The following is a 14,462-nucleotide window of genomic DNA, read 5'->3' on the forward strand; positions in this document are numbered from 1 at the left end:
GTCAGAGTGGAAGGCGTAAGGGAAGAATGTTTTGATAACCACATCTTTGGAAGACGGCATGGAAAGCGAACGTGCACAGCTTTACCTCAATTTATGGCTAAGTTTATTGCGTCAGGGTTCAGCCCCGGAGCAGGCTTCCGCTTTGCGTCGTTATGTCTCGACTTGGCCGGGTGTTCAACAGGTCTTTTGGCTCCCTTGGCAACCGTCTGAGCAGGTTTATACCAATGATGAAGATGGTCCTGCACTTCCGTCTGGACACGGTAATCCGCTGAATGCCAGTGATGATGGAATACGCGAACAACTGCAAAGCCAGATTTGTGTTCCCTTGCCGAATATTCGCCCTGGAGACTCTTGGCTGGCAAGACGTTTACGTCGTGCGGGGTTAGCTCATGGCGGGGTGATTTCTCTGATGCCAAACGGGCAAACATCTGAAGGGGAAGCGTCTGAAGGGGGAGGGATACTGGTTGTCTCAACCGAGCAGCCTAGTCATGTCTCATCTTTGGTCGCCATGGGAACCTTACTAAAAACACTGCTGGCAAATATCTCTGCGCAACCACCTGAAGGCTTACTGCAAAGTGATCCGTTACCCACGGTACGTTTTGATAAGCAAGCCAAGCCCAAGGCGATCAATATTTCCATGCAGAACCTCCTGTCTTGTCGAGATGATCTGTCTCTACAAGATCTGTTGCCAGTTAACTACGTTCAATTAATTGCCTCTTGTCTGAAGCAGGAAAGAGTCATAGCAGAAGTGGAATCTAAATTAGATGAACGCTACTTTCTGTGGCAGTTTTTCCCTGAGCCTTCAGTAGGGTCTGTGATCGTTCGCTGTCGAGATGCAACGCAAGAAATCCTGAATAAAAGAGACGCAGAAACCGCCTCAAGGCTTTATCGCCTGATCACAGAAAACACGACTGACTTGATCTCTCGTCATCGTCCCGATGGTGGTTTTTTGGATGCTTCGGCTGCCTCTTGGACTCTACTGGGATATTGGCCTGAAGAGTTACGTGGCATGCAAGTTAGAGAGATGGTCCACCCTAGCGACCGAGATTTGCTCCTTTTGCAAATGGTTGAACCCTTGGAGCGAGATGGCTACCTGACTTTAACTTATCGTATTCGCCATCGTGATGGACACTACTTGTGGTTCGAAACTGCGTTTCGTGGCATTCGGGAAACGTATACTGGCGATGTGGTGGAAATTGTCGGCATATCGAGGGATATCACTGCCAGAGTAAGGGCAGAAGAGGAAAATAGACGACTGGCGGAAGTCGTCAGAGCCAACACGGACTTGGTACTGTTTACGGATTCGCACTGGCAATTAACCAAGATGAACCCTTCTGCTCGCACCGCGTTGGGGATATGCGAAGAAGGTGAACTGCCGAATCTGGCTGATTTCCTGAGCCCTCAGGATTTTGACAGGCTTCGAGAGGAAGGTTGGGAGGAGGCCATCCGACAAGGAGCGTGGACCACCGAAGTGAAATTAACTCCGCTGAAGCACAAAACAGGTTTTGTCGCATCGTTAGTATTACTCGCTCATAAAGGCGCAGGAGGGCAGTATTACGCCTCGCTGGTTGCACGGGACATGACTGAGCGAGAATTACGTGAGGCAGAACAAAGGCGTCATCAGGATGAGTTAGCGCATACTGCTCGCTTGGTTACGATGGGTGAATTGGCATCCGGTATTGCTCATGAGCTGAATCAGCCTCTGGCTGCCGTGATCAACTATGCGAGCGCCAGCCAGCGTTATTTAGAAACCCTTCCTCAAAATCCTCAAAATGCGGCGCGCGTTGCAGAAGGGCTGCAATTGATTTGTGGTCAGGCTAGCCATGCATCAGCCGTCATTAATCGTCTACGAAATTTTTTGCGCAAGAGCCCGCGAAATATTCAACCGTTAGACATCGATATGGTGGTGTGGGAAGCGGTGGGGCTTTGTGCGAGTGAAGCCAGTCGATATAAAGTCACCATCAATTATTGCAATGCAGAACATGAGAAACGACCGCTTGTATATGGCGATGCTGTTTTGTTGGAGCAGGTACTGATTAATCTGCTGCGAAATGCCATTGATGCCAACTGGAGTGTGCATCCTAATCAAGACTCAATGGTAGATATTAACGTGAGCACTAATGCGCAATGGTTGCTTATTCGTGTCAAGGATCAGGGACCAGGGCTCAAGCCGGACGAAAGTGACAAGCTTTTTACACCGTTTTATACCAGCAAACCGGATGGACTTGGGCTTGGGTTATCGATGAGTCGAACAATCGTGGAAGGTTTTGGCGGCAGTCTTGATGTTGAGCCTTCTGATCGCAGAGGATTAACGTTTTGTTGCTCATTGCCACTGCGTAGCAATAAAGATAGATCAGGGGAGAACAGTGGTCCCCGCAGCAACGCTTGTTAGGAGTATGACATGCAGAGTGAACAGATTGTATATGTGGTTGATGATGATCAGGGAATGCTCGATTCAACGGTTTGGTTGTTTGAATCGGTAGGGCTAAAAGCGGTGCCGTTTTCTTCCGGACAAGATTTCTTGTCATCATGTGATCCCGAGGCCAATGCGTGCGTTTTACTGGATATCCGCATGCCCGGGATGGGGGGGCTGCACATACAGGAAGAAATGCGTCGTCGAGGCATTAAACTGCCCGTCATTTTTGTTAGTGGTCATGCGGATGTACCCATTGTTGTGCGTGCATTTAAATCCGGTGCGGTCGATTTCATCGAAAAACCTTACAACGATCAGTTATTACTAGACAGCGTTCAGGACTCACTTCAAAGCGAGCCGAGTGTGATCAGAAGTAATGCCCAGCAGTTGATAGAGGAAAAACTTGCTTCGCTTACCCCTCGCGAGCAGGATGTTTTTTTGCCTTTAATTCAAGGTTATACAAGCCGAGAGATAGCCGAACAGCTGGAAATTAGCATCAAAACGGTCGATTTATACCGTTCTCGAATTATGAAACGTCTTGAAGCCAACAACTTACCCGAATTAGTCGGTATGGCGATTGTGGCGGGAGTGGTTGATCCTCTCGACTTACGTGCAAATAAAAAATGACTGGCGATGTGATGTCGTTATTTTTATCGCATGCATTTTTAGCCTCATGGTATGACCATGAGGCTAAGTACTCTAAGAAAAGAAATCCTAAAAGTCGGTGTGACTCAGTTGCTCAAGTAACGCAAAACTATTTCAGAGTATCTGCGTTATCACTACACATTCGACGTTAAACTCGCGAAATCAGGCTTCTCTTTTTCCTGATTGTCGATTCTCCCGCTCAGGCAAGTGAGAGCCAAAGCGATGGCCACGATAACTGCACCTATCCATGGCGTGTGCATTAGGCCAGCGTTCGAAACGACCAAACCACCTCCCCAAGAGCCTAGAGCGATACCGACGTTAAACGCCGCAATGTTCAGACCTGAAGCGACATCGACAGCGTCAGGTGTGTATTTTTCTGCCAACTGCACCACATAGACCTGCAAACCAGGGACATTACCGAACGCAAATGCTCCCCAAACTAAAATTGTGGCAACGGCCGCGATAGGGTTGACCGCACTGAAATTAAACACGATTAGAACAGTTGCAAGCCCGAAAAAAATGACTTTGAGTGCTTTAATTGGCCCCATTTTATCCGCCATTTTTCCACCCCAGATGTTTCCCACCGCGACAGAAACACCGTACACCAGCATAATCAAGCCAATCGCACTAGAACCAAAGCCGGATACTTGCTCAAGAATCGGGGCTAAAAACGTAAAGGCGGTAAATGTGCCACCATAGCCTAAAGCAGTAATTGAATAGACCAGTAGCAAGCGAGGCTGTGTCAATACTTTTAGTTGTGAAGTTAGCTTAGTTACAGGTGGTTGTTTGAGGTTACTTGGCACCAAAAGGGCGCTTCCAATTAACGCAACCAAACCTAGTACAGCGACGGTCAAGAAGGTCGCCTGCCAACCAAAAGATTGTCCGATGTAAGTACCTAGCGGCACCCCTGTTACCAGCGCGACTGTTAAGCCTGTAAACATGATTGCGATAGCACTCGCTGCTTTTTCTTTTGAAACCAGTCCTGTAGCAATCGTAGAACCGATTGAGAAGAATACGCCATGAGCGAGCCCTGTAAGGATGCGAGCTAAAATAAGAGTGTTATAACCCGGCGCTTGCCATGCCATTACATTACCTGCGACAAATAATGACATGACGGCGAGCAAAACATGTTTTCTGTTCCACTTACCTGTTAAAGCGGTTAACACTGGTGCGCCAACGGCAACACCAAGGGCATATAAACTCACTAAGAGTCCTGCAGAGGGCAGTGACACTTGTAAGTCAGAGGCCATCGTTGGGATAAGCCCAACAATGACAAATTCGGTCGTTCCAATAGCAAAGGCGCTGAGCGTCAATGCAAGAAGTGCTAAAGGCATATTTATCTCCCTACTCGTTGAGTCATATCTTGTTGTTTAGAGAGTAGGATTATGCGTAAATGGTATGTTGTTAAAAACATTGTTTAAAGCAAATTATATTTGTTATATATGCAATAATTTACTTGGTGTTTTACTAGTGTGGGGAAGGTGATGCTGACACGTTCTGATGACTTGGAAATTTTATTAGCGGTTGTTGATAGTGGTGGATTTTCGGCAGCGGCAGAAGTTTTAGATATCCAATTAGCCAGGGTATCTCGTGCAGTAAGCAAGGTAGAAAGGCAACTCGGAGTATCGATATTAAATCGTACCACTCGTCGTGTAGAACTCACCGATGAAGGTCGGCAGTTTGTGGATTTAGTTCGAGGCGGATTGGCTCAACTCCAAAAGGCTGAGGAAGAGATCATATTACGTGGAGAATTGCCTAGTGGTAATTTACGCGTCGATGCAGCTAGCCCATTCGTGTTTCACCAGCTGGTCCCGCTTGCACAGGCATTTAAGGAATCCTATCCCGATATCCATCTGGAGCTCACATCAAACGAAGGTTTTGTTGATCTGATCGAGAAAAGAACTGATCTTGCTATTCGTATCGGCAAACTAACTGATTCGACATTACATGCCCGTCCGTTGGGAAAGAGTTCGCTCTATATTGTTGCTTCTCCAGACTATATTTCTCGTCGCGGGATTCCAAAGCTCACTGCTGACTTAGCCCAACACGATACTATTGGCTTTTCCACCCCAAAGACGCTAAACAACTGGCCACTAAAAGGGTTTGACGTGTTAAAACCAACTTTTACCTCAAGCAATGGTGAAACGGTTCGGCAACTGGTCTTAGCGGGTAATGGTATCGCGTGTTTATCGGGTTTTATGGTGAAAAAAGATATTGAAGAAGGACGACTCGTGTCACTTTTAGAGTCTGAACGATTTCCTGATATTGGACGAGAGCAAGTTAATGCTGTTTATTACAAGTCGTCTTCTGTTTCTAAGCGAATCTCGGCATTTATAGACTTTATTCAGCCCAAATTGTCACTATAAAATGATTTATTGATTCTCAATCGAAGCGTTTTTTACTTCGCTATCATTTTTCGTTTTCTTCACAAATCAATACTTTACGTAGTAAGCCGGCTAGCTGATCTTGCTCTTTTTTTGTTAATGCATTCAGCATGTTATCCATGTTTTCAACATGCGCGTTTAATGCAGTATCAACCAGCTCAACACCTTTTGAGGTCAAGGTGACTTTGCAGCTTCGTCGGTCTTGTTCGCTAGAAATACGTTCTACCAACCCTTCTTTTACCAACTGCTCCAATCGTGTACTGACAGCACCTGAAGAAAGCATGAGTGTCTTATATAACTCTGTGGGTGTGATACCAGAAGGATCGCTGCGACGCATCGTTGCTAAGATGTCGAACTCGATGCTGCTTAAGCCATGTTCTTTGAACACCTTATCCATTTTAGTTTTCCAAGCATTACTGGTTCGGCGCAAACGTCCAATAACCCCCATAGAAGAACAGTCCAGATCTGGTCTGACGCTTTTCCATTGAGCCAGAATGGAATCGACACTATCCAATGACATTTTTATCTCCTGTGTAAATATCTTTTTAAAAAGATACTTGATCGTAAATTAAACATCTATTACTTTATAAAAAGTATCTTTTGTAAAAGATACTTTTTATAAAGAATGTTGGAGGCGTCAGTATGCAAGGATTACATCAGATTAAGACAATCGGTTTGACTGCAATAGCACCGATCGTGTGGGGAAGTACTTATATTGTGACAACGGAGTTATTGCCACCGGAAAGCCCATTGCTTGCATCGACGATTCGAGCTTTGCCGGCAGGTCTGTTTTTAGTCCTAATTAGCAAGACGTTACCTGATCGCAAATGGCTGCTGCGTCTTGCGGTACTTGGTTTTTTAAATATCGGTTTGTTTTTCTACTGTCTATTCTTCGCTGCTACTTATTTACCAGGGGGGATGGCGGCGATAGTGATGTCTATCCAGCCTATGGTTGTGATCCTACTTAGCTGGAAGTGGCTTGAATCAGAGCTATCATCGCGTCAAATGTTGGCGAGTGCGGTCGGAATATTGGGCATTGTCTTATTAGTCATCAACAGTGCTGTACAGATCAATTTGACGGGGGTGGCGGTGGCTTCTGTCGGCACATTAAGTATGGCTTCTGGCGTTGTATTAACGAAAAAGTGGCAAAGACCCCAAGGCATGACCTTATTGGGCTTTACGGGCTGGCAACTGCTTTTTGGTGGATTCATGTTGCTGCCAGTGGCTTTATGGGTTGAAGGGCTACCTGAATCCTTAAGCTTGCCAAATTACATTGGGTATCTGTATCTGAGTGTGATTGGCGCGATTTTAGGCTACTCCCTATGGTTTCGAGGAATCGAGAAGCTGCCACCGATTACGGTTTCTTTTCTCGGTTTTCTCAGCAGCGTATCTGCATGTGTATTGGGCTATCTCGTGCTCGATCAAACCCTTACTTGGCTTCAGCTGTTAGGGGCGACGTTTGTCCTAATTGCTATCGTTCTGGCGGCTCCTTGCGTGGCTGCGTCATCTAATAAATCTAATGACTTACTTTCTCCAAGCTTTAAAAAGGAATTAATATGAAGATTACCATCGTATCTGGTAGCCAACGTGCAAACTCGCAAAGTCTGCAAGTTGCAGGCTATTTAAAGTCACTTTCTTTAGAGCATTTCGATACCGCGGACATTTTGGATTTGCATCAACTTAACCTTCCATTTTGGAACGAAGGTGTTTGGCAACAAACTGAAGAGTGGCAGCAATGGACACCCATTTCCGAGACACTTAAACACTCGGATGCCGTGATTCTTATTACCCCAGAGTGGCATGGAATGGCGACGCCAACGCTCAAGAACTTTTTGCTGTTGTCTACCGATGAAGAATTGGCACACAAGCCAGTACTTTTAGTCAGCGTGTCAGCTAGTGTAAATGGCGTGTATCCGATAAGTGAACTGCGCATGACGGGAAACAAGAACAACCACGCGTGCTTTTTACCGGATCATTTAATCTTTCGCAATGTAGAGGAATTGATCACGACTGACCACCAATGTACCGACCAAGCGATGCATCAGCGTAATCAGTATACAATGACGTTACTCGCTAATTATGCGCGGGCATTGGCTCCAGTTCAGCGTGATATGGTCGCTCTGGGCAAGGCATTTCGCTACGGTATGTAACAGCAATCTATGCTTTGTTTTAATTGGTTTTATTCTTCTTCTACTTCATCTTGACCAAAGACGCCTCTCTTGTATGGCGTCTTTAGTCTTTGATGTTGTCTGAAATAGGGAGGGTAACCCCAATATTAGGTCCGTTTTTAACGAAAATGCTGGGATCGTTGCATTTCACCGAAGAGGCTGGTCGGTTATTTACCGCGTTTGAGGTAATGTTTGTAAGACATCGTTTCTGGCTTGGAAACAATGCGTGTATATTCAAATACACGTCCATCTTTAAGAATACCAACGGATGAGATACACAATAGGGGCTTGTTCTCATTTACGCCTAATATCTCACACATGTTTTGAGTGGGCATTATGGCCTCAAAGTCTTGAAATGCGCCATCAATTTCAAAACCGAGTTCGTTTTCTAGGTAGGCGTATTTAGAGCCTTCTAGCGACATCACCTTCATTTTGGGATACATCGCCATTGGCATGTATGAGTCTTCGTAAACAGAAGGCACGCCGTTAATTAGCTTGAAACGACGGATAAAGTAGACCTTTTCACCACTTTCAATGTGTAAGATCTTTGCCAGATCTTCGTCGGCATCAATAAAAGCAAACTCAACAATTTTGTACTCAAGACTGCTGCTGGCATCCGTAAAGTATTCACTTGTACTTTTCAATTCTAGCATAGAGCCGACCATGGTTTTTCCAATTACGGTCGTTCCGGCCCCTTGACGCTTTTCCACTAAACCAAGCTGTACTAACTCTTGAATTGCTTTTCGGATGGTAATGCGACTGACAGAGTATTGATCAACCAATGCCTTTTCGGTTGGAAGCGTGTCACCAATCGCGAATTCATCGGAATCAATTCGGTTTTTTAGCTCCTGCATGACTTGTTTATACAGCATAAGTTACCTCTCTAATTTCTGATGAAATTATCACATCGCAAATAATACAAATCAATAACCTTTATTGAGTTGTATCGCAATTATTCGGTTTTAAAGCACACAATATACGTATAAAGATTATCTATAGGTCATGTTTTGTGAGCTTTTTCTCAAAACATATCTTTTATTTGTATTCGATCACGTTTCACTTGTATTTAATTTGTCTCTTTTTGTGTCTGGGAGTAATTTGAATGTGTCGAAAGACGGAACACTGTGAAGATGAATAAATAACAAATTAAGGATCCTGCCATGTTGAGTGCGATACAACGTTTAGGCGGAGCGATGTTTACCCCAGTTTTACTATTTCCGTTTGTCGGGATATTAGTAGGGCTAACCATTGTTCTTAAAAACCCGGTTTTTGTTGGTGATTTAGCCGATAAAAGCGGTCTTTATTATCAAGTGTTACAAGTTATTGAAGAAGGTGGCTGGACCATCTTCCGAAATATGGCGCTATTGTTTGCCGTTGGATTACCAATTGGTTTAGCTAAAACCGCTCATGCCAGAGCTGCCATGGTTGTGATGGTTTCGTACTTATCCTTCAACTACTTTATTGGCGCGATGGGAGGTTTCTGGGGAGAGTTTTTTGGTGTCGACTTTTCTCAACCTATCGGTGGAACTTCAGGATTGACCGAAATTGCGGGCATTAAAACCATCGATACTGGTATTTTTGGCGCCATTATAATCTCCGCTTTGGTTACCTGGATTCATAACCGTACCTTTGAAAAACAGCTACCCGCATATTTAGGCATTTTCCAAGGTGCCTCTTTTGTAGCGATGCTTTCGTTCTTCGCTATGCTTCCTTCTGCTTGGTTAACGTTGTATGTGTGGCCTTCAATTCAACATGGGATTTTAAATTTACAGAACTTTATGGTTGATTCGGGTTCCTTTGGTGTTTGGTTATATACCTTTCTGGAGCGAATCTTAATCCCAACAGGTTTACATCACTTCGTGTATGCCCCATTTGTGTTCGGTAATGTGGCAACGCCAAATGGAATTGCTGTGGACTGGTTTACCAATCTAGAAGTGTTCACTCAATCTAGCCAATCTATGCAAGACCTTTTCCCTGCTGGTGGATTTGCATTACACGGTAACTCCAAGATTTTTGGTTGCACAGGTATCGCACTCGCGATGTACCACACGGCTAAACCAGAAAACCGCAAAAAAGTTGCTGCATTGCTAATCCCTGCCACATTAACTGCCGTGATGGTTGGAATTACAGAGCCACTTGAATTCACTTTCCTCTTTATTGCTCCATGGCTATTTGCCATTCACGCTTTGCTCGCTGGCACTATGGCAATGGTGATGTACAGCTTTGGTGTGGTCGGCAATATGGGTGGCGGCTTAATTGAATTTGCAACGGGTACCTGGATTCCACTGCTAGGTAACCATACCAGTATGGTGGTGACGCAAATCGCGATTGGCTTGTGTTTTACAGTTCTTTACTACTTCGTATTTAAGTACCTGATCGTTAAGTTCGATGTGCTAATTGCAGGTCGAGGTGAAGCCGAGATGAAACTGCATTCCAAAGAGGACTTTAATAAAAAATACGGAATTACGGGCAAAGACAATCAAGGTGCCAGCCCACTGCAAATCCAAGCATTTGAGACCATTCATGGCTTAGGCGGTGTCAAAAACATAGCCGACTTAAGTAACTGTGCGACTCGCTTACGCGTGACGGTGAAAGATGCAGATCAAGTCGAATCCGCTGAATATTTCATGAGTACTGGCGCGGTGAACTTAGTAAAAAGTGGCAATGCCGTGCAAGTAATCATCGGTTTGAATGTGCCCCAGTTACGTGAGGAGTGCGAAAAGATTGTTAATGAATATGAGCCAGAACTACAAGCATCGGAACTAACGCTTAGCTCGGCTCGCTAAGACCAGACGATTAATCAAAGAATTTTAAACCAGTATTGTATGGGCGGCGGAGGCGTCGCCCGAAAAAAGAGAGGCATATTATGAAAAAAGAATTCTCAGTTGTTATTGCAGGCGGCGGTTCAACATTTACTCCTGGCATCGTCATGATGCTGCTAGAAAACCAAGAGCGTTTTCCTATCCGTCAACTGAAGTTCTACGATAACTTTGCATCGCGTCAGGAAACCGTGGCGGAAGCGTGTAAAATTTTGCTGAAAGAGCGTGCACCGCATATTGAATTTTCTTACACAACGGATCCAGAAGAAGCGTTTACCGATATTGATTTCTGTATGGCTCACATTAGAGCGGGTCTATACGCAATGCGTGAGCAAGATGAGAAAATCCCACTGCGTCACGGTTGTGTAGGGCAAGAAACATGTGGCGCAGGTGGTATGGCTTATGGTCTACGATCTATTCCTGCTGTCATCGAATTGATTGATTACATGGAGAAATACTCGCCAAATGCTTGGATGTTGAACTACTCAAACCCAGCTGCAATTGTTGCCGAAGCGTGCCGTGTAATGCGTCCTAACTCAAAAGTACTGAATATCTGTGATATGCCTATCGGTATCGAGACTCGTATTGCAGAGATCCTTGGTTATGACGATCGTAAACAGTTCGACATTATGTACTATGGTCTTAACCATTTTGGTTGGTGGAAAGAATTCAAAGACGCAGCAACAGGTGAAGATCTTATGCCGCGTATCAAAGAATACATCACAGAGTATGGTTATTTGCCACCAAGTGCGATGAATGGCACTCAGCATACCGATGAATCCTGGAAGGAGACTTTTATTAAAGTTCGCGATGTGTATGCGCTTGATCCAGAAACCATTCCAAACACGTACCTGAAATACTATATGTACCCTGATTACGTCGTAGAACACTCGAACAAAGAGCACACCCGTGCGAACGAAGTTATGGAAGGTCGTGAGAAGGAAGTGTTTACCGAGTGTCACCGCATTATCGCTAATGGCACAGCGACAGATACGACCATCGAAGTGGAAGAGCACGCTTCATACATTGTTGACCTAGCGACAGCCATCGCGTTTAACACCAAAGAGCGTATGTTGCTTATTGTGCCGAACAATGGCGCGATTAGTAACTTTGATCCAACTGCGATGGTTGAGATCCCTTGTATTGTTGATAATACAGGGGCGAAGCCTTTACAAATTGGTGAAATCCCAGAGTTCCAAAAAGGCATGATGAACCAACAAGTGTCGGTAGAAAAATTGGTGGTTCAAGCGCACGTAGAAGGCTCTAAACAAAAATTGTGGCAAGCGTTGACACTGTCCGCGACTATTCCAAGTGCAAAAGTCGCGAAAGATATCTTGGAAGATTTACTTGAAGCGAATAAAGAGTACTGGGTGGAAATGCAATAATCACTAGTAACCAAAAATGCCCTGCGAGAGCGGGGCATTTTTTATGGCTAAAAATAGATGATTGGTATCATTATTCTCGGTCATAACGTCGCATTTGCGCGATGTAGTCAGTTATGAAAACGGTGGTTCTTGTGCGACAAAAAGTCTACTGTTTTAGTGACGATTCACTAGAGTCCGCTAAGTTAAATATAATTTTTCTTTGTTTAGAATCGATTTCTTTCACGGTCACTTTGACTTGAGTACCTAACGTGAAGGTTGTGGTTTGGCTGGCAATTTTTTGTTTGATCGCATCAAATTCAAACTCCCCGTTCTGGAAACTTGATAATGGTATGAGGCCTTCAATTCGGTTTTCCTCTAACTCCACAAAAACACCGAAGTGTGTAACACCAGAAACGGTCCCCATGAAGCTTTGTCCAATGAATGGTTTCATATAATGACATTTTAGCGCCGACTCAACCTCACGACTTACTTCATCAGCTTGGCGAGATTGATGTGAACAATGCACGCTGAGCTGCTCAATCGTTTTTGTATCGTAAGGGTAGTTATTCTCTATGCCGGCTAGTTTGCGTATAGGGTTGAACTTCAATAACAGACTACGTAGCTTGCCATTACTTTGTTCTCTTAGTTTGGCTCGAATAGCGCGGTGAACGAGTAAGTCAGGGTAACGACGAATTGGCGAGGTAAAGTGCGCGTAAGCGTCATAAGCTAAACCAAAGTGGCCCATGTTTTTAGGCGAATACTCAGCTTGGCTTTGAGAGCGCAAGAGTAAGGTGCGTATTATGTCGCACTCATCCAATTCTCGAACTTGTTCCAATAACGAGTTGTAATCGTGAGAGGTTGGCTTATCACCGCCTGCTAACGTTAGTCCTCTGTCTGCAAGTAACATTCTCAATGAAGATAGCTTTTTCATTTGAGGGCCGGAGTGCACGCGATATAGACTCGATATTTTATGTCGCTCTAAAAACTGTGCTGTAGCAACATTAGCGCAGAGCATAAACTCTTCGATCATTCGGTGGGCGTCATTTCGAACAACTGGAACGATAGAAGCAATCTTCTTTTTGTTATTTAACGTAAAAGCGAGCTCTTGAGTGTCAAAATCAATGGCTCCACGTATTTTACGCTGACCAGATAAGTTCAGATACAAGCGATGAAGATTCACCAAATGCTGAGAGATATTATTTTTAGGATTGTTGCTTTGGTATTTTGTTCTCGCAGGAGACTGCATAACAATCCGGTTAGCTTCGTTGTACGTCAGCCTGGCATGTGAGTGAATGATCCCTTCAGAAAACTCCGAATCTAGCATGTTCCCTTCGTTATCAAAGGTCATCTCACATACCATCACTAATCTATCTTCATTAGGATTTAGTGAACACAAACCGTTAGATAATGACTCTGGTAGCATTGGCACGACACACCCAGGGAAGTAAACGGATGTTGCACGCGACTGTGCTTCAAGGTCTAAGTGGTCGTTTGGTTGGACATAATGAGATACGTCAGCGATTGCGACGAAAAGCTTCCATTGACCATTGTCCATTTGATACCCATAAACCGCATCATCAAAGTCTTTGGCATCATCACCGTCGATAGTGACGAAAGGTAAATCTCGGTAATCCACGCGAGATGTTTTGTCTTTTTCGTCGACTTGAGAGCCAAATACGGAAGCTGCATGGAGTACTTCCTTATCCCATTTGTCATTGATGCCATGGCGACGCAATGCCAATTTTACTTCGATTCCAGCCTCTCCCGCACGACCCAATACTTCTGCAACTTCAACCGTGGTTGATTGTCTGTGATCCGGGTATGCAGTGACTTTACAATGAACGAGTTTACCGACATTTTTGGCGATGAGTTCATTTGGGGTGACATGGATGGTTTGAGTCAGTTTTGTGCTTTCTGGCACTAAATAGAAGTTAGAGCCTTTTTTCTTTAACAAGCCAACAATATGAGTCGTTTTACGTTCAACGATCTTGATCAAGCGGTGGTTTGAACGACCTTGCTGTTGAGCATTGCCTTTCAGAACCAGCACGATATCGCCATCGAAAACATGAGTCAGTTGATGTTTAGGTAAGAAAAGGTCTTTTTCATTGCTGTCGTATGTAACAAAGCCAAAGCCGTCAGCGTGAGTACTTATTTTCCCTGTAACTAAAAAAGCCTGATCGACTTTTTTGTAACCTCTACGATGAGTAAAAATCAACTGCCCGTCTCGCTCCATTGCACGTAAGCGCTTTTTCAAGGCGTCTTTTTGTGGTTTTTCATCCAAGCCCGCAGAGTGAGAGATCTGTTCATGGCTTAAATAGCTTTTGACTTTGTCGAACAAGCTAAGAATAAAATCTCGGCTAGGAATAATATCGTCATATTTAGTGTGGTTTATTGATTGAGCGGATATATTTATTTTCATTTAATTCTCTTTTATTCGCCAATCGCTTTTTATATAAACCTATTTATATGAGTAAAGCACTAGGCGAAATGATTCAGATATGAATCACATTAGTTATTATAGGGGATTGTTTTTGGCCTTTTGCCAAAGATATATACTGAAATGACTTATTAGAAAGGTTGGTTTGCGTTGCAAACTGAATTTTAACGTTTAAGTTCAAGTTATTTGGGTATATAGACTTGGGTGAAAGACTTGCGATGATATAAAGAGG

At 44.2% G+C, this 14,462-nt stretch carries 11 protein-coding genes; 7 read left to right on the forward strand and 4 right to left on the reverse strand.

Going from position 1 to position 14,462, the window contains the following annotated elements; genetic code table 11:
• Window positions 1–31 precede the first annotated feature (31 nt).
• Window positions 32–2,392 carry a PAS domain-containing sensor histidine kinase gene (locus V1U08_RS13500; RefSeq protein ID WP_330470795.1) on the forward strand — a complete coding sequence of 787 codons (2,361 nt, stop codon included), beginning with the start codon at window positions 32–34 and terminating at the stop codon, window positions 2,390–2,392.
• Between the two features lie 9 nt (window positions 2,393–2,401).
• Window positions 2,402–3,040 (forward strand): response regulator transcription factor, encoded by a 639-nt coding sequence (locus tag V1U08_RS13505; RefSeq protein WP_014233661.1) that lies wholly within the window; start codon window positions 2,402–2,404, stop codon window positions 3,038–3,040.
• Window positions 3,041–3,192: 152 nt separating this feature from the next.
• Here V1U08_RS13505 and V1U08_RS13510 read toward each other — a convergent pair whose 3' ends face one another.
• Entirely contained in the window at window positions 3,193–4,392 is a 1,200-nt protein-coding gene (locus V1U08_RS13510) for an MFS transporter (RefSeq protein WP_330470796.1), read from the reverse strand.
• A 150-nt stretch (window positions 4,393–4,542) separates the two neighbouring features.
• On the opposite strand from V1U08_RS13510, the gene V1U08_RS13515 reads away from it, so the two are divergent.
• Window positions 4,543–5,424: a LysR family transcriptional regulator gene (locus V1U08_RS13515; protein ID WP_330470797.1), complete on the forward strand. Its 882-nt coding sequence runs from the start codon at window positions 4,543–4,545 to the stop codon at window positions 5,422–5,424.
• Window positions 5,425–5,467: 43 nt separating this feature from the next.
• Here V1U08_RS13515 and V1U08_RS13520 read toward each other — a convergent pair whose 3' ends face one another.
• On the reverse strand, window positions 5,468–5,962 hold the full coding sequence (locus V1U08_RS13520) for a MarR family winged helix-turn-helix transcriptional regulator (protein WP_118120683.1): 495 nt from the start codon (window positions 5,960–5,962) through the stop codon (window positions 5,468–5,470).
• Between the two features lie 122 nt (window positions 5,963–6,084).
• Here V1U08_RS13520 and V1U08_RS13525 point away from each other — a divergent pair, with 122 nt between their 5' ends.
• The gene (locus V1U08_RS13525; protein WP_330470798.1) at window positions 6,085–7,002 is read left to right on the forward strand and encodes a DMT family transporter; all 918 of its coding nucleotides are present in this window, start codon (window positions 6,085–6,087) and stop codon (window positions 7,000–7,002) included.
• On the forward strand, window positions 6,999–7,592 hold the full coding sequence (locus V1U08_RS13530; RefSeq protein WP_330470799.1) for an NADPH-dependent FMN reductase: 594 nt from the start codon (window positions 6,999–7,001) through the stop codon (window positions 7,590–7,592). Before V1U08_RS13525 ends, V1U08_RS13530 begins: the two co-directional genes overlap by 4 nt.
• A gap of 185 nt (window positions 7,593–7,777) precedes the next feature.
• Here the strand turns inward: V1U08_RS13530 and V1U08_RS13535 are convergent, their stop codons facing one another.
• Window positions 7,778–8,482: a GntR family transcriptional regulator gene (locus tag V1U08_RS13535; RefSeq protein ID WP_014233667.1), complete on the reverse strand. Its 705-nt coding sequence runs from the start codon at window positions 8,480–8,482 to the stop codon at window positions 7,778–7,780.
• A 288-nt stretch (window positions 8,483–8,770) separates the two neighbouring features.
• On the opposite strand from V1U08_RS13535, the gene V1U08_RS13540 reads away from it, so the two are divergent.
• The gene (locus V1U08_RS13540) at window positions 8,771–10,396 is read left to right on the forward strand and encodes an alpha-glucoside-specific PTS transporter subunit IIBC (protein ID WP_330470800.1); all 1,626 of its coding nucleotides are present in this window, start codon (window positions 8,771–8,773) and stop codon (window positions 10,394–10,396) included.
• Window positions 10,397–10,476: 80 nt separating this feature from the next.
• On the forward strand, window positions 10,477–11,814 hold the full coding sequence (locus V1U08_RS13545; RefSeq protein WP_065303297.1) for a 6-phospho-alpha-glucosidase: 1,338 nt from the start codon (window positions 10,477–10,479) through the stop codon (window positions 11,812–11,814).
• A 145-nt stretch (window positions 11,815–11,959) separates the two neighbouring features.
• Here V1U08_RS13545 and rnr read toward each other — a convergent pair whose 3' ends face one another.
• The gene (gene rnr / locus V1U08_RS13550) at window positions 11,960–14,212 is read right to left on the reverse strand and encodes a ribonuclease R (RefSeq protein ID WP_330470801.1); all 2,253 of its coding nucleotides are present in this window, start codon (window positions 14,210–14,212) and stop codon (window positions 11,960–11,962) included.
• Window positions 14,213–14,462: the final 250 nt, after the last annotated feature.

The organism is Vibrio sp. YYF0003, from assembly GCF_036350715.1.
Taxonomy (GTDB): Bacteria; Pseudomonadota; Gammaproteobacteria; order Enterobacterales; family Vibrionaceae; genus Vibrio; species Vibrio natriegens.